14 protein-coding genes are annotated in these 16,132 nt (G+C 69.7%); 4 read left to right on the forward strand and 10 right to left on the reverse strand.

Annotated features, from left to right (window positions below; translation table 11 throughout):
- Positions 1-344 precede the first annotated feature (344 nt).
- The gene (locus QR77_RS34950; protein WP_040026020.1) at positions 345-1,823 is read left to right on the forward strand and encodes an AlkA N-terminal domain-containing protein; all 1,479 of its coding nucleotides are present in this window, start codon (positions 345-347) and stop codon (positions 1,821-1,823) included.
- Between the two features lie 14 nt (positions 1,824-1,837).
- Positions 1,838-2,386: a methylated-DNA--[protein]-cysteine S-methyltransferase gene (locus QR77_RS34955; RefSeq protein ID WP_052489291.1), complete on the forward strand. Its 549-nt coding sequence runs from the start codon at positions 1,838-1,840 to the stop codon at positions 2,384-2,386.
- A gap of 41 nt (positions 2,387-2,427) precedes the next feature.
- Here the strand turns inward: QR77_RS34955 and QR77_RS34960 are convergent, their stop codons facing one another.
- The 3 genes from QR77_RS34960 to QR77_RS34970 form a co-directional block, all read right to left on the reverse strand.
- Positions 2,428-3,150, reverse strand: coding sequence for a Sir2 family NAD-dependent protein deacetylase (locus tag QR77_RS34960; protein WP_040026021.1), 723 nt, complete (start codon positions 3,148-3,150; stop codon positions 2,428-2,430).
- Between the two features lie 54 nt (positions 3,151-3,204).
- A complete protein-coding gene (locus QR77_RS34965) occupies positions 3,205-4,425 on the reverse strand; it encodes a hypothetical protein (protein ID WP_052489292.1) in 1,221 nt (406 codons plus the stop codon).
- 168 nt (positions 4,426-4,593) lie between these two features.
- Positions 4,594-5,097 carry an NUDIX hydrolase gene (locus tag QR77_RS34970; protein ID WP_040029192.1) on the reverse strand — a complete coding sequence of 168 codons (504 nt, stop codon included), beginning with the start codon at positions 5,095-5,097 and terminating at the stop codon, positions 4,594-4,596.
- 183 nt (positions 5,098-5,280) lie between these two features.
- Here QR77_RS34970 and QR77_RS34975 point away from each other — a divergent pair, with 183 nt between their 5' ends.
- Together QR77_RS34975 and QR77_RS34980 are read left to right on the forward strand one after the other, a co-directional pair.
- A complete protein-coding gene (locus tag QR77_RS34975) occupies positions 5,281-6,435 on the forward strand; it encodes a glycerate kinase (RefSeq protein ID WP_040026023.1) in 1,155 nt (384 codons plus the stop codon).
- A 96-nt stretch (positions 6,436-6,531) separates the two neighbouring features.
- Positions 6,532-7,677 carry a peptidoglycan bridge formation glycyltransferase FemA/FemB family protein gene (locus QR77_RS34980; RefSeq protein WP_040026024.1) on the forward strand — a complete coding sequence of 382 codons (1,146 nt, stop codon included), beginning with the start codon at positions 6,532-6,534 and terminating at the stop codon, positions 7,675-7,677.
- 132 nt (positions 7,678-7,809) lie between these two features.
- On the opposite strand, the gene pssA is transcribed toward QR77_RS34980, so the two are convergent.
- The 7 genes from pssA to ccrA all read right to left on the reverse strand — a co-directional run bounded on the left by pssA (position 7,810) and on the right by ccrA (position 15,550).
- Positions 7,810-8,667, reverse strand: a complete 858-nt coding sequence (gene pssA, locus QR77_RS34985) for a CDP-diacylglycerol--serine O-phosphatidyltransferase (protein ID WP_173476394.1) — start codon at positions 8,665-8,667, stop codon at positions 7,810-7,812.
- A complete protein-coding gene (locus tag QR77_RS34990) occupies positions 8,654-9,301 on the reverse strand; it encodes a phosphatidylserine decarboxylase (protein WP_040026026.1) in 648 nt (215 codons plus the stop codon). Before QR77_RS34990 ends, pssA begins: the two co-directional genes overlap by 14 nt.
- 189 nt (positions 9,302-9,490) lie before the next feature.
- A complete protein-coding gene (locus QR77_RS34995) occupies positions 9,491-10,696 on the reverse strand; it encodes an acyl-CoA dehydrogenase family protein (protein ID WP_040026027.1) in 1,206 nt (401 codons plus the stop codon).
- A 5-nt stretch (positions 10,697-10,701) separates the two neighbouring features.
- Entirely contained in the window at positions 10,702-11,208 is a 507-nt protein-coding gene (locus QR77_RS35000; protein ID WP_040026028.1) for a MaoC family dehydratase, read from the reverse strand.
- A 3-nt stretch (positions 11,209-11,211) separates the two neighbouring features.
- A complete protein-coding gene (locus QR77_RS35005; RefSeq protein WP_040026029.1) occupies positions 11,212-12,201 on the reverse strand; it encodes a CoA ester lyase in 990 nt (329 codons plus the stop codon).
- The gene (locus QR77_RS35010; RefSeq protein WP_040026030.1) at positions 12,198-14,213 is read right to left on the reverse strand and encodes a protein meaA; all 2,016 of its coding nucleotides are present in this window, start codon (positions 14,211-14,213) and stop codon (positions 12,198-12,200) included. Before QR77_RS35010 ends, QR77_RS35005 begins: the two co-directional genes overlap by 4 nt.
- The gene (gene ccrA, locus QR77_RS35015) at positions 14,213-15,550 is read right to left on the reverse strand and encodes a crotonyl-CoA carboxylase/reductase (RefSeq protein WP_040026031.1); all 1,338 of its coding nucleotides are present in this window, start codon (positions 15,548-15,550) and stop codon (positions 14,213-14,215) included. Before ccrA ends, QR77_RS35010 begins: the two co-directional genes overlap by 1 nt.
- Between the last annotated feature and the right edge of the window lie 582 nt (positions 15,551-16,132).

A 16,132-nucleotide genomic window follows, 5' to 3' on the forward strand; every position in this document is an offset into this window, starting at 1 on the left:
GACCTCCACGGGTGTCCGGTCGGGTACGGGGAGTGTCGACGGCATTCCCACCGCCACGAACCACGCCACAACGCCGCATCCTGCCACAGCAACGCCCGTGCTCACACGTCACGTTGGCCCCAACGATCCACCTCCGGCGGAACGGCTCACCGCGGTCGTCGAGTTCGGCGGCGGCGATCCCGCTTTCCGGGGCACCGGGGGTCCCATCCGGATCACCCGGAGCAAGGAGCGGACCCGGCTGTGGGAGGCGTGCTACGAGGCGAGCGGGCCCCCGGTGCCGGCCGTGCCGGCTCGATGTCGTTTTTTCGCCAGCCGGTGTGCCGCCCGTGCCCGATGCTTGAACCATGCACACCGACACCGAGCGCTGCGTACGGGCCGTGAAGTCCAAGGACGCGCGGTTCGACGGCTGGTTCTTCACGGCGGTCCTGACGACCCGGATCTACTGCCGTCCGAGCTGTCCCGTCGTGCCGCCCAAGGTCGAGAACATGACCTTCTACCCGAGCGCCGCCGCCTGCCAGCAGGCCGGGTTCCGCGCCTGCAAGCGGTGCCGCCCCGACACCAGCCCCGGATCGCCGGAGTGGAACGCACGGGCCGACACCGTGGCCCGCGCCATGCGGCTCATCCAGGACGGGGTGGTCGACCGCGAGGGCGTGCCGGGGCTCGCGGCGCGGCTGGGGTACTCGGCGCGCCAGATGGAGCGGCAGCTTCTCGCCGAGGTGGGCGCGGGACCGCTCGCGCTGGCCCGCGCGCAGCGCGCCCAGACCGCGAGGGTCCTGATCGAGACGACCGCGCTGCCGATGGCCGAGGTGGCGTTCGCCGCCGGTTTCGCGTCCATCCGCGCGTTCAACGACACGGTGCGCGAGGTGTTCGCGCTGTCCCCGACCGAGCTGCGTGCGCGCGGGGCGCGCGCCGGCCGGGAGGCCGGGCCCCGGACCCCCGGGGTGATCTCGCTCCGGCTGCCGTTCCGGGCCCCGCTCAACCCGGACAACCTCTTCGGCCACCTCGCCGCCACCGCGGTGCCCGGTGTGGAGGAGTGGCGGGACGGCGCGTACCGCCGGACGCTCTCCCTCCCGTACGGGCACGGCATCGCCGCCCTCTCCCCCCGCCCCGACCACATCGCCTGCCGGCTCTCCCTCACCGACCCGCGCGATCTCGCCGTCGCCATCAGCGGCTGCCGCCGGATGCTCGACCTGGACGCCGATCCCGTCGCCGTCGACGAACAGCTCGGCGCCGACCCGCTGCTGGGCCCGCTGGTCGCGAAGGCCCCCGGGCGGCGGGTGCCGCGTACCGTCGACGCCGCTGAGTTCGCCGTACGCGCGGTGCTCGGCCAGCAGGTCTCCACGGCAGCGGCCCGGACGCACGCGGCCCGGCTCGTCACCGCGCACGGCGTGCCCGTCGAGGACGCCGAAGGCGGGCTCACCCATCTCTTCCCCTCGCCGGAGGCGCTCGCCGCGCTCGACCCCGAGGCGCTGGCACTGCCGCGCAGCCGGCGCACCACACTGACCACCCTCGTCGCCGCCCTCGCCGACGGATCGCTCAAGCTCGGATCCGACAGCGACTGGGACCGGGCCAGGGAGCAGCTCACCGCACTGCCCGGCTTCGGGCCCTGGACCGTCGAGTCCATCGCGATGCGGGCGCTCGGCGACCCGGACGCCTTCATCCCGACCGACCTCGGCGTCCGCCGCGCCGCCCAGGGACTCGGCCTGCCGTCGACCCCCGCCGCCCTGACGGCGCGCGCCTCGGCGTGGCGGCCCTGGCGCGCCTACGCCGTCCAGTACCTCTGGGCGACCGACGACCACGCCATCAACTACCTTCCCGCGTAAGGAGAGCGCCCTCCATGACAACCACGACGGCCACAACGGCCGGACAAGGGACCTCAACTCCCCGGCTGCACACGGCGATCGACAGCCCCTACGGGCCGCTCACCCTCGTCGCCACCGACGGCCTGCTCAGTGGGCTCTACATGGTCGGACAGCGCCACCGGCCCGCGCAGGAGACGTTCGGCGAGCGGGACGAGCGGCCCTTCACCGAGGTGGTGCGCCAGCTCGGGGCGTACTTCGACGGGGAGTTGACGGACTTCGACCTGCCGATGCGGATGCACGGGACCGAGTTCCAGCGCGGCGTCTGGGACCGGCTCTGCCGGATCCCGTACGGCGAGACCCGCTCGTACGGTCAACTGGCCCTGGAACTCGGCAAACCGGGCGCCTCACGGGCCGTCGGTCTCGCCAACGGCAAGAATCCGATCGGCATCATCGTGCCCTGCCACCGGGTCATCGGCTCGACGGGCGGCCTCACCGGCTACGGCGGCGGCCTCGACCGCAAGCAGCGGCTGCTGGCCTTCGAGGGCGCGACGGCCACGGAGCCCGCGGGTGCCACGCTGTTCTGAGCCTTCTGAGCCTTCTGAGCCGGCGGCCGCTCCAAGGCCGGTCAGCCGCCGTGCAGCTCCTTCAGCAGGGCGGGCAGCGACGTGCCGATCGGTTCGCGCACGACCTCGTCGGCGAGGTCGTCGTACGGCGTCGGCTCGGCGTTGACGATGACCAGCCGCGCGCCGTGGTCGGCGGCGATCCCCGCCAGCGAAGCGGCGGGCTGGACCTGAAGGGTCGAGCCGACGGCCAGGAACACCTGGCACGCCTTGGTGATCGCCATCGCCTGCGCCAGCACCTCGGGGTCGAGGCGCTGACCGAACATCACCGTCGCCGACTTGAGTATCCCGCCGCACTCCAGGCACGGCGGGTCCTCCTCACCCGCGGCGACCCGGGCGAGCGCCTCCTCCATGGAGGAGCGCGCCTGGCAGTGGGCGCAGACGACGCGCCGCGCCGTACCGTGCAGTTCGAGCACCTTGCGCGCGGGCATTCCGGCGGCCTGGTGCAGCCCGTCGACGTTCTGGGTGATCACCCGCACCGCCGTGCCCGACCGCTCAAGCTCCGCCACCGCGCGGTGCGCGCCGTTGGGCACCGCGCGCAGGGTGGGACTGTCGGCCCGCATCGCCCAGGAGCGGCGCCTGATCGCCGGGTCGCTCATATAGGCGTCGTACGTGACGAGCTTCTCGGCACCCGGGTCGCGCCGCCAGACGCCTTGGGGGCCTCGGTAGTCGGGGATGCCGGAGTCGGTGGAGATCCCGGCGCCGCTGAGGATCGCGACGAGAGTCATACGGCCGAGCGTACGCAGCCGGCACCGGGAGAGGCGAGCGGATTCCCGGCGGGGTCAGCCGGCCGGTGAGTGGTCGGCCGGGGAATGGCCGGGCACGAGGGCCTTGGTCGCGGTGACCCGGGCGAACGGCGACGGTGTCCTGCCCGTCCACCTGTACCGCACCGCGCGGCCGGTGTGCCGGAGCGCCTTCGCCGTGCCGTTCTCTGCCAGGTAGAACTGGCCGCCGCCGAGCGAGATCAGTCCGTACTGGCCCGACGACTGCCAGCCGTACGTCCCCGAGGCCTTGTCGTGCAGGCCGGCGGCGAGCAGCGGCACCGTCCAGCCCTGCTCGGGGCGCGGCTGGCCGCGCAGCGTCTTCCAGACGGGCTCCTTCGAGCCGTCGACGACAAAGAGCGAGTAGTTCGGGAACTGCTTCTTCGAGCCCTTGTAGACGGCCATCAGCCAGTTGCCGCGCGCCCCGTCGTACTCCAGGTTCTGCACCCCGTAGGAGGTGTTCCCGGTGTAGACGAAGTACTTCCCGTCGGGCTCGGACGGCCCCTCGCGGTGCGGCGTCTGCTCCTCGCCGAGCGGGCGCTCGTACCGGTCCCAGCCGCTCACGTCGTACTGGAGCAGCACCTGGTGGTCGTTGTCCTTGCGGGAGGTGTTGAGATACGTCCCGTAGGCGACGGTGAGCTTGGTGCCGCCCTCGTGGCCGAAGTCCGGGCCGAACGCGACACCGTCGATGCCGCTGCATCCGTAGCGGTGGTCGGGGGTGTTCGCGGTGTCGCCGTCGAACTTGCCGTCGTGGTTCATGTCGGCCGTGAAGTCCTTGACGACCTCCTTCAGATAGACGGTGGAAACCACTCCGCTGGACGCGGCGTCCATGTTCATCCGGGTGATGCCGTCGCCGTCGAAGAGGGCGATGTAGTACGCCCTGGCCGTCGGGACCTCCAGCGAGCCGTAGACCCTGCCGTCCCGCTCGTTGAAGCCGAGGTCACCGAGGTGGCCCACGAAGCCCTTGACCGATCCGACGGCCCGGCCGCGCATGTCCGTCTTGACCAGGAGGTCGGTGAAGGACCAGTACATGAAGCCCTTGCGGCGGTCGACGGCCATGCCCTGGAGGTGCCCCGACTGCCAGGCGCCGCTGTTGACGCCGAGAGGCAGCCGGGGGAGCTTCGGGGCGGTCTGCCGGACCGTACCCCTGGGCGGATCCGCGTCCTGGACGGCCGCCATGGTCGACAGGACTACGGCGGAAGTGAGTAGAGCCGTCAGCCGGGCCTGTGTCTGCCTTCGCATGATCCCTCCGAGGTCGTGGACCTCGGATAATGCCGGGTTGACGTCGCCGGTCGGCTCATCCGGCGACCGGGCGGCCGGCGGGTACGGCAGGACCGTCTACTGGCTCGCAAGATAAGCCCGTTGACATACCATCCGGCGAATTGCCGACGGACGCACGATCTTTGGGACTCAGCCGACCCGGAGCCCGTTCTCCAGCTCCACGGTGGCCCCACCGGACTCCAGCGCGTCGAGCGCGACCAGCAACCGGAACCCCAGGGTCCCCGGCACCAGCTCCGGGATCTCCTCGCGGGACACCAGCCGCCAGGACAGCAGCTCCTCCTCCTGGAGACGGATCGAGGCGAGCCGCTCCTCGCTCAGCACCCCGCCGTCGTAGAGGTACGAGACGATCGGCGGACGCAGCGCGCCGGTCACCCAGTCGACAGCCAGCAGCCGCCCCGGAGGAATGTCGAGTCCGATCTCCTCGATGGTCTCCCGGTGGGCGCCCTGACGCGGGCTCTCCCCCTCGTCGGACTCGATGGTGCCGCCGGGCAGCGCCCAGCCGGGCCGGTAGTTGGGCTCGACGAGCAGGACGCGTCCGCCGGCGTCCCTGAAGAGCATGGCGGCCCCGGCGAGCACGCGCGGGAGGCCGGCGATGTAGGCGGCGTACTCGGTGTCCGTCTCTGTATCAGTCACGGTCAAAGCGTAGTGCGACCGGCGGGAGCGCGGGCCGGACAGCGTGAACGATCCCCCCATCGTGGACATCCCCCGCGCCCGTGGCCTGCCCGGTGGGGCCGGGTGCCATGGGCAGGGAGGCAGGTGTACGGATAAGGTCGTCGCGGCGCGACTGCTTGTTCGAAAGCAAAGGAAACGCAGAAGGTGACGGACGGAGCAGTTGATAGGGCCGTGCGCGTGCTCATCGCGGCGGACAAGTTCAAGGGCTCGCTCACGGCGGTACAGGTCGCCGAGCGGGTGACCGCGGGGCTGCGGAGTGCCGCCCCCGGGGTGAGCGTCGAGACGCTGCCGGTCGCCGACGGCGGTGACGGAACCGTCGCCGCCGCTGTGGCGGCCGGCTTCGAGCGGCGCGAGGTACGGGTCACGGGGCCGCTCGGTGAGGCGCGGAGTGCCGCGTACGCCCTGCGGGACGGCACGGCCGTCGTCGAGATGGCCGAGGCCTCCGGTCTCCAGCACCTGCCCGACGGGGTGTTCGCGCCCCTCACGGCGACCACGTACGGCTCGGGCGAGTTGCTGCGCGCCGCGCTCGACGCCGGCGCCCGCAGCATCGTCTTCGGCGTCGGCGGAAGCGCCACGACGGACGGCGGGGCGGGCATGCTGGCTGCGCTCGGCGCGCGCTTCCTGGACGGGGAAGGGCGGCCCGTGGCCCCCGGAGGCGGCGGGCTGCGCGATCTGGTGACCGCCGATCTGACCGGCGTCGACCCCCGTATGGCGGAGACGGACATCGTCCTCGCCAGCGACGTCGACAATCCGCTGACCGGCGCCAAGGGAGCGGCGGCGGTCTACGGCCCGCAGAAGGGCGCGACCCCCGAGGACGTCGCCACCCTCGACGCCGCGCTCAGCCACTACGCGCGCGTCCTGGAGACGGCCGTCGGCCCGCGTGCCGGCGCCCTCGCCCAGTCGCCGGGCGCGGGCGCTGCAGGCGGTATCGGGTACGGAGCCCTGGTCGGCCTCGGCGCCCGCTTCCGCTCCGGGATCGAGGTCATGCTCGACGTACTCGGCTTCGCGGCCGCCCTCGCCAGGGCCGACCTCGTCATCACCGGCGAGGGCTCCCTCGACGAGCAGACCCTGCACGGCAAGGCGCCCGCCGGGGTCGCGGCCGCCGCCCGCGCCGAGGGTGTCGAGGTCATCGCGGTCTGCGGCCGGCTCTCGCTGCCCGCCGGCGTCCTCGGCGGAGCGGGCATCCGCCGGGCGTACGCCCTGACCGACCTGGAGCCCGACCCGGCCCGCTGCATGGCGGAGGCGGGCCCGCTGCTGGAGCGGCTGGCGGCGGACATCGCCCGCGACTTCCTGCTCTGAGCGGCCCGGTTCGGGACACCCGGATGCCCGGCCGGCCGGGCGGAGCGCACCGATCCGAGCCTAGGGTGCTGTGTGCCGAACAAAGGATCCCGCCCTATGACGCGCCCCACGGAGAACGCAGCGCCGTACCGCCTGAGGACGATCAGCAGCGAGGAACATCTCGCGTTCGTCGCCGGCAGACCGTCGGCGAGCCATATGCAGGTTCCTTCGTGGGGTGACGTCAAGCCGGACTGGCGGGCCGAGAGTCTCGGCTGGTTCGACGAGCGGGGAGACATCGCGGGGGCGGGTCTCGTCCTCTACCGGCCGGTGCCGAAGCTCAACCGCTATCTCGCCTATCTGCCCGAGGGGCCGCTGATCGACTGGTACGCCCAGGACCTCTCGCTGTGGCTGCGGCCGATGCTGGCCCACCTGAAGGCCCGGGGCGCGTTCTCGGTGAAGATGGGACCGCCGGTCGTGGCCCGGCGCTGGGACGCGGACACGGTCAAGGCAGCCGTCGCCGACCCGGCCGCCCACCGGCTCGGGAACGTCGAACCCACCGCCTCGGACCCGCGGGCCCCCGGCATCGCGGCCCAGTTGCGCCGGGCGGGCTGGCGCCAGGGTGACGACGGCGGCCAGGACGGCTTCAGCGCGGGCCAGCCCCGGTACGTCTTCCAGGTGCCGTTCGCCGGAAGGTCGCTGGAGGACATCCAGCGCGGCTTCAACCAGCAGTGGCGCCGCAACATCAAGAAGGCCGAGAAGGCCGGGGTGAAGGTGGTCAGGGCCGACCACGACGAACTCCCGGTCTTCTACGAGCTGTACCGGGAGACCGCCGAGCGCGACAGGTTCCTGCCGCGCCCGCTGCCGTACTTCCAGCGCATGTGGAGGGCGCTGAGCGCCGAGGACCCCGACCGTATGCGGCTCTACCTCGCCCACCACGAGGGCGAGGTGCTGTCGGCGGCCACGATGCTCACCGTCGGGGCGCACGTCTGGTACTCGTACGGCGCCTCCACCAGCCGCAAGCGTGAGGTGCAGCCCAACAACGCGATCCAGTGGCGGATGATGAGCGACGCCCACGAGATGGGCGCCTCGGTCTACGACCTGCGCGGCATCACCGACACGCTCGACGAGAGCAACCACCTGCTCGGGCTGCTCCGCTTCAAGGCGGGCACCGGGGGCCAGGCCGCCGAATACCTCGGCGAGTGGGACTTCCCGCTCAGCAAGCTGCTGCACAAGGCGTTCGACCTCTACATGGCGCGGCGCTGACCCGGCTCTACGGCGCTGACCCGGGCCGGCGCCCGTACGGTACGGCAGAGGGGCCCGGGTGCGATCCGCACCCGGGCCCCTCCGCCGTACATCGGCGCAGCCACATCCGCGTGGCTGTCGGCCGTGGTCGTGCTACGGCAACTGCGCCGCACGCGCCTCGCGCCGGTTGTCACGGAAGTTGTTCACGCGCCGTGCCGTGGCGAAGAGCGGAATCACCGCGCCCGTCACCACCTGGAGCGCGCAGCCCGTCTGGAGCAGCAACTGACCACCCGGGGCGTCGAACGCCCAGGCGGCGAGCAGCGCCATTGCCGACACGATCCAGCTCAGCACCGCCACCGCGAGGATTCCCCGTGGTTTCGGGTACTCGACCCGGCTCACCATCAGCCAGGCGACACCGACGATGGCGAGCAGCGTCGGTACGAAGGGCAGTTCGAGCAGCACGATCGAGACCACCGTCAGCGCGCCGAAGGGGCTCGGCATGCCCTGGAACATGCCGTCCTTCAGCGTCACACAGGAGAATCTGGCCAGCCTCAGTACGACGGCCAGCAGCACCACGATCCCCGCCAGTGCCGAGACCCGCTGATGAGCGTCGTCCGCGACCATCCCGTACACCAGTACGAAATAGGCCGGAGCGAGGCCGAAGCTGATCAGGTCGGAGAGGTTGTCCAGCTCCGCGCCCATCGGCGAGCTGCGCAGCTTGCGGGCCACGAGTCCGTCGAAGAGGTCGAAGACCGCCGCGCACAGCATCAGGATCACGGCGGTGGCCGCGGAGTGCCGCGCCATGCCGCTCTCGTCGCTGCCGGTGAGATGGGGAATGAGGATGCCGGTGGTGGTGAAGTACACCGCCATGAAGCCACAGGTCGCGTTGCCGAGCGTGAGGGTGTCCGCTATCGACAGCCGCATGGACAGCGGCATGTCTTCCGCTTCGTCCTCGACGGCCTCGTCCTCCGCGACCCAGCCGGCCTGAGTGTCGGGATCAATCACGGTCAATTCGAGTCACCCCTGCGGTCGTGGTCTGACCGACCTCGACTGCGACGCCCACACCTTCCGGAAGGTAGATGTCGACACGCGAGCCGAACCGGATCAGGCCGATGCGCTCGCCCTGCTCCACCTTTGTGCCCTGAGGCAGGTACGGAACGATACGCCTGGCCACCGCTCCGGCGATCTGCACCATCTCGATGTCACCGAGTTCGGTGTCGAAATGCCAGACGACGCGCTCGTTGTTCTCGCTCTCCTTGTTGAAAGCCGGAACGAATCCGCCGGGGATGTGCTCGACGGATGTCACCGTTCCCGCGAGGGGAGCGCGGTTCACATGAACGTTCAGCGGGCTCATGAAGATGGCGACCCGCGTGCGCCCGTCCTTCCACGGCATGATGCTCTGCACCACACCGTCGGCCGGTGAGATCACGCGGCCCTGGGTGATCTCCCGCTCGGGGTCGCGGAAGAACCACAGCATGCCCGCCGCGAGAGCGGTGGCGGGTACGGCAAGAGCGGCGGCGCGCTTGGAGCGGCGCGCACGGACCAGAGTGACGGCAGCGGTGGCGAGGGTGGGGAGGAGCCACGGCGATGCTCCGCGCGCGAGGCGGACCCGGCCGCGTGGTGCAGAGGTTTGGCTGTGGGGCATGAATGACCTTCGTAGCGGATGATGCCGCGCTGGCAACGGGGAACGGCGGCTTTCCGTCGATGGTATCGGTTGTGAGCAGCAACTGAGCAAGCCAGCAACCGAGTCGGGCGGCTTGAAGCCGATGACAGATAACAACAGGTTGTGATCTCCTTCGCAGCCAAAATGGCTGAAATGGTCAGAAAACGACAATCAGCTCTGGATTCGGTACTCCTCCAGCAGCCGACGGCCGATGATCATTTTCTGGATCTCGGCGGTACCCTCGCCGATCAGCAGCATCGGCGCCTCACGGTAGAGGCGCTCGATCTCGTACTCCTTGGAGAAGCCGTAGCCGCCGTGGATCCGGAAAGCGTCCTCGACGACTTCCTTGCAGTACTCGGAGGCGAGGTACTTCGCCATCCCTGCCTCCAGGTCGTTACGTTCCCCGGAGTCCTTTTTGCGTGCCGCGTTCACCATCATCGCATGCGCCGCCTCGACCTTGGTGGCCATTTCGGCCAGCTTGAACTGAATGGCCTGGTGCTCGGCGATGGGTTTCCCGAAGGTGTGACGCTGCTGCGCGTAGGACACACCCAGCTCGAACGCGCGCTGCGCCACACCACAGCCACGCGCGGCCACATTCACACGGCCGACCTCGACGCCGTCCATCATTTGGTAAAACCCTCGGCCGGTGTCACCGCCGAGTACCCGATTGGCCGGAATGCGCAGTCCGTCCATGATCAGTTCGGTGGTGTCGACCCCCTTGTAACCCATCTTCTCGATCTTCCCGGGGATGGTGAGACCGGGGCGTACGGTGCCGAAGCCGGGCTCCTTCTCGACCAGAAACGCTGTCATCGACCGGTGCGGCGCGGTGGTTTCGGGGTGGCCCTCGTCACTGCGGCACAACACGGCGACGAGAGTGGACGTACCGCCGTTGGTGACCCACATCTTCTGGCCGGTCAGCACATACGTCTCGCCGTCCCGCACGGCCTTGGAGGTGATCGCCGACACATCGGAACCGAGCGCCGGCTCGGACATCGAGAACGCACCGCGCACCTCGCCCGTCGCCATGCGCGGCAGGAAGGCGTTCTTCTGCTCCTCGGTGCCGTGCCGCATCAGCAGATACGCCACGATGAAGTGGGTGTTGACGATCCCGGACACCGACATCCAGCCCCGGGCGATCTCCTCGACACACAGCGCGTACGTGAGCAACGACTCACCCAGGCCCCCGTACTCCTCGGGGATCATCAGCCCGAACAGGCCCAACTCCTTGAGCCCGTCGACGATCGCCTGCGGATACTCGTCGTTGTGTTCCAGCTCTGTGGCGACCGGCAGGATCTCCTTGTCGGTGAAGTCCCTTACGGTGGACAGGATTTCGCGCTGGACGTCGGTCAGGCCGGCGGTCTGGGCGAGTCGGCTCATCTGTCTCACTGCTCCCGGGGTTCGGGGCGGCCGGGCTGCTCGCCGCCGCGTGTCTCGACGTACGTCCGTGTGGGGACCATAACCTTCCGCGTGAACACACACACGACGGTGCCGTCCTGGGTGTAGCCCCTGGTCTCCACCCGCACGACTCCGCGGTCGCTCTTCGACCGCGACGGTGTCTTGCCGAGCACCGTGCTCTCGCCGTACAGGGTGTCGCCGTGGAAGGTCGGCGCGATGTGCCGGAGCGATTCCACCTCCAGATTGGCGATCGCCTTGCCCGACACATCGGGCACCGACATGCCGAGGAGCAGCGAGTAGACGTAGTTGCCCACCACGACGTTCTTCCCGAAGTCCGTTGCCCGCTCGGCGTAGTTGGCGTCCAGGTGCAGCGGATGGTGATTCATCGTCAGCAGGCAGAACAGGTGGTCGTCGTACTCCGTGACGGTCTTGCCCGGCCAGTGTTTGTAGACCTCGCCGACCTCGAACTCCTCAAAGGTGCGTCCGAACCGCATGGTTCACCCCTCCGGAGCTTCGAAGGCGGTGGTACGGCGCATCCCCGCGGCCCTGCCCTTGCCCGAGATGACCAGGGCCATCTTGCGGCTGGCCTCGTCGATCATCTCGTCGCCGAGCATCGCCGAGCCCTTTTTCCCACCGGTCTCCGACGTGTGGTAGTCGTACGCGTCGAGGATCAACTCGGCGTGGTCGTAGTCCTCCTGGGACGGCGAGAACATCTCGTTGGCCGCGTCGATCTGCCCCGGATGCAGCACCCACTTGCCGTCGTAGCCGAGCGCGGCCGCACGCCCCGCCACCTCGCGGAACCCCTCCACATCACGGATCTGGAGGTACGGGCCGTCGATCGCCTGGAGATCGTGCGTACGGGCCGCCATCAGGATGCGCATCAGGATGTAGTGGTACGCGTCGGCGCCGTACCCGGGCGGCTGCTGACCCACCACGAGTGTCTTCATGTTGATGGACGCCATGAAGTCGGCGGGGCCGAAGACGATGGTCTCCAGACGCGGCGAGGCGGCGGCGATCTCGTCCACGTTCACCAGGCCCCTGGCGTTCTCGATCTGCGCCTCGATGCCGATCTTCCCGACCTCGAAGCCCATCGTCCGCTCGATCTGCGTCAGCAGCAGGTCGAGCGCGACGATCTGCTGGGCGTCCTGCACCTTCGGCAGCATCAGGCAGTCGAGGTTGTGCCCCGCCCCCTCGACCACGGTGATCACATCGCGGTACGTCCAGTGCGTCGTCCAGTCGTTGACCCGTACGACCCGGATCTTGCCCGTCCAGTCACCCTTGTTGAGCGCGTCGACGATGGTGTGCCTGGCGCCCTCCTTGGCGAGCGGCGCACACGCGTCCTCCAGGTCCAGGAAGACCTGGTCGGCGGCCAGGCCCTGGGCCTTCTCCAGGAAACGCGGGTTCGAGCCGGGTACGGCGAGACAGGAGCGGCGCGGCCGAAGCCGGTCGGCCGGGGTCTCGGGGGTGGTGCCGGTCGTGCCGGTCATGCGGGGACCTCCAGAGGGTCGAGCTTGTTCGCTTTCCGGATCTCGTCGACGATACGGCCGATGATCTCCGTGATCCCGAAGTCCTTCGGGGTGAAGACCGCGGCCACGCCGGCCGCGCACAGCTCCCGGGCGTCGGCGCCCGGGATGATCCCGCCGACGATCACCGGGATGTCACCGGCGCCGGCGACGCGCAGCCGCTCCAGCACATCGGGCACCAGAGCGGCGTGTGACCCCGACAGGATCGACAGACCGACGCAGTGCACGTCCTCGGCCAGCGCCGCGTCCACGATCTGCGCGGGGGTGAGCCGGATGCCCTGGTAGACGACCTCGAAGCCCGCGTCCCGGGCGCGTACGGCGATCTGCTCGGCGCCGTTGGAGTGCCCGTCCAGCCCCGGCTTTCCCACCAGCAGCCGCAGCCGCCCACCGCCCAGCTCGGCCACCGTCCTGGACACCTTGTCCCGTACGGCCGCCAGCGGAGTGCCAGGCCCGGCGCCGACCGTGACCGGTGCGCCGCCCACACCCGTAGGAGCGCGGAACTCACCGAAGACCTCCCGGCAGGCCCCGGCCCACTCACCGGTCGTCACCCCGGCCCGCGCGCACTCCACGGTCGCCTCCATCAGATTCGCCGTACCGGCCGCCGCCTCCTTCAGCGCGGCCAGCGCCCCGGCGGCGCGGATCTCGTCGCGCGCGGCCCGCCACTCCCGCAGGGCACCCACCACCCGGGCCTCGTTCGCCGGGTCGACGGTCATGACGGCCGTGTCGAGATCGGCGGTGAGCGGACTGGGCTCGGTGGACTCGTGGCAGTTGACCCCGACGACCTTCTCCTCGCCCGACTCGATCCGGGCGCGCCGCTCGGCGTGCGAGGAGACGAGACGGGATTTCAGATACCCCGACTCGACGGCCGCCATCGCGCCGCCCATCTCCTCGATCCGGTCGATCTCGGCGCGACTGCCCTCGACCAGCTCCGCGACCTTGGCTTCCACGACCTCCGAACCGTCGAAGAGGTCCCCGTACTCCAGCAGGTCCGACTCTTCGGCGAGAACCTGCTGGATACGCAGCGACCACTGCTGGTCCCAGGGCCTGGGCAGGCCCAGCGCCTCGTTCCAGGCGGGGAGCTGTACGGCGCGCGCCCTGGCGTCCTTCGAGAGGGTGACGGCCAGCATTTCGAGGACGATGCGCTGCACGTTGTTCTCCGGCTGCGCCTCGGTCAGGCCCAGCGAGTTGACCTGGACGCCGTAGCGGAAGCGGCGCTGCCCGGCGTCCTCGATGCCGTACCGCTCCCGGGTGATCCGGTCCCAGACGCGCGCGAAGGCACGCATCTTGCACATCTCCTCGACGAAGCGGACGCCCGCGTTGACGAAGAACGAGATACGGCCGACCACCTCGCCCCTGCGGTCCTCGGGAATCCGCCCCGAGGCGAACACCGCGTCGAGCACGGCGATCGCGGTCGACATCGCGTACGCGATCTCCTGGACCGGGGTCGCACCCGCCTCCTGGAGGTGGTAGCTGCAGATGTTGATGGGATTCCACCGGGGCATGTGCGTCACCGTGTAGGTGATCATGTCCGTGGTCAGCCGCAGACTCGGCACCGGCGGGAAGACATGTGTCCCGCGCGAGAGGTACTCCTTGACGATGTCGTTCTGCGTCGTCCCCCGCAGCAGCGCGAGATCGGCGCCCTGCTCCTCGGCGACCACCCGGTAGAGGGCCAGCAGCCACATCGCTGTGGCGTTGATCGTCATCGAGGTGTTCATCCGCTCCAGCGGAATGGACTCGAACAGCCGCCGCATGTCCCCGAGATGGGACACCGGAACCCCGACCCGGCCGACCTCGCCGCGCGCCAGGACATGGTCGGGGTCGTAGCCCGTCTGGGTGGGCAGGTCGAACGCGACGGACAGCCCGGTCTGGCCCTTGGCGAGGTTCCGGCGGTAGAGGTCGTTGGACGCCTCGGCGCTGGAGTGCCCCGCGTACGTCCGCATCAGCCAGGGCGAGTCCTTCGAACGACGCCCCGTCATCAGAGGTTCCTGAAGCGGTTGATGGCGTCGATGTGTTCGGCGCGCTTCTCCTGGTCGCGCACACCGAGCCCCTCGGCGGGCGCCAGCGCCAGCACACCGACCTTGCCCTGGTGCAGGTTCCGATGGACGTCGTATGCGGCCTGGCCGGTGTCCTCCAGCGCGTACACCCGGGACAGAGTCGGGTGGATCTTGCCCTTGGCGACCAGGCGGTTCGCCTCCCACGCCTCGCGGTAGTTGGCGAAGTGGGAGCCGACGATCTTCTTGAGGGACATCCACAGATAGCGGTTGTCGTACTCGTGGGTGTAGCCGGAGGTCGAGGCGCAGGTGACGATCGTGCCGCCCTTGCGGGTGACGTACACACTCGCGCCGAACGTCTCACGCCCCGGGTGCTCGAAGACGATGTCCACGTCCTCGCCGCCGGTCAACTCCCTGATGCGCTTGCCGAAGCGCTTCCACTCACGGGCGTCCTGGTGGTGCTCGTCCTTCCAGAACGCGTACCCCTCGGCCGTACGGTCGATGACCGCCTCCGCGCCCATCCGCCGGCAGATCTCCGCCTTCCGTTCGCTGGAGACGACACAGACCGGATTCGCCCCGCCGGCCAGCGCGAACTGCGTGGCGTACGACCCGAGTCCGCCGCTCGCGCCCCAGATCAGCACGTTGTCGCCCTGCTTCATCCCGGCGCCGTTGCGCGAGACGAGCTGCCGGTACGCCGTGGAGTTGACCAGCCCCGGCGCCGCAGCCTCCTCCCAACTCAGGTGCCCCGGCTTGGGCATGAGCTGGTTGGACTTGACGAGCGCCAGCTCGGCGAGGCCGCCGAAGTTGGTCTCGAACCCCCAGATCCGCTGCTCGGGATCGAGCATGGTGTCGTTGTGCCCGTCGGAGCTCTCCAACTCGACGGACAGACAGTGCGCCACCACTTCGTCCCCCGGACGCCAGGCGTTGACCCCGGCGCCGGTACGCAGCACAACACCCGACAGGTCGGAGCCGATGACGTGGTACGGCAGATCATGCCGCTTGGCCAGCTCGCTGACCCTGCCGTACCGCTCCAGAAACCCGAAGGTCGGCATCGGCTCGAAGAGCGACGTCCACACGGAGTTGTAGTTCACCGAACTGGCCATGACGGCCACGAGCGCCTCACCGGGCCCGAGTTCGGGCACGGGCACCTCATCAAGGTGCAAGGACTCACGGGGATCCTTCTCAGGACTGGCAAGACCGGCGAACATCTCGGTCTCGTCCTTGTGCACGGTCATCGCCCGGTACGAGCCGGGCACACGCAGTGCGGCGAAGTCGGCGGACGTGGCGTCCCCCGACTGAATGGCGTCCAGGATTTCCTTCACGGTGGGGCCTCCGGCAATGCTGCGGGACTACTGAGGAGGTGTGCCGTCGGTTCGGCAGATGCTGTTGATCAGTGGCGCCGGGTAGGCGCGCAGAATGCCTGTGACGCAGGCGCCCGGTGCGCAAGAGATGCCTCGCGGGGACAACCGGACACCTTCACGGTATGGCACGCCGTGCCATCACGCAAGACACTGCGTGCCACAAATCTCAGATGACGCGAACCCCGCCCATATGAGGTGCAGAAGGATGGCGGATGGTCTCTGACTACGGCTTCCGCACCGACGGACACGGAAGACAGGCCCGCCAGCGATCCACTGCCCTTGTCCCACCCACATGCCTCACCCCAAGTCACACCCGCCCCAATCCGGCAGCTAGCCGGTTGGCCAAGTGGCAACGATCCCTTCGCGCGCGCCCCGCACCCGGCAGCAAAGCGGCAGAACAGACCGGCGCCCCGCAAGGCAAGCAGCCCGCAGCCGGGGGCCGGAGCGGCAGAACAGACAAGCGCCCCGCAGGGCAAGCAAGTGGCAGCCGGGGGCCGGAGCGGCAGAGCAGACAAGCGCCCCGCAGGGCAAGCAAGTGGCAGC

It is taken from the genome of Streptomyces sp. 150FB (assembly GCF_000818195.1).
GTDB lineage: Bacteria > Actinomycetota > Actinomycetes > Streptomycetales > Streptomycetaceae > Streptomyces.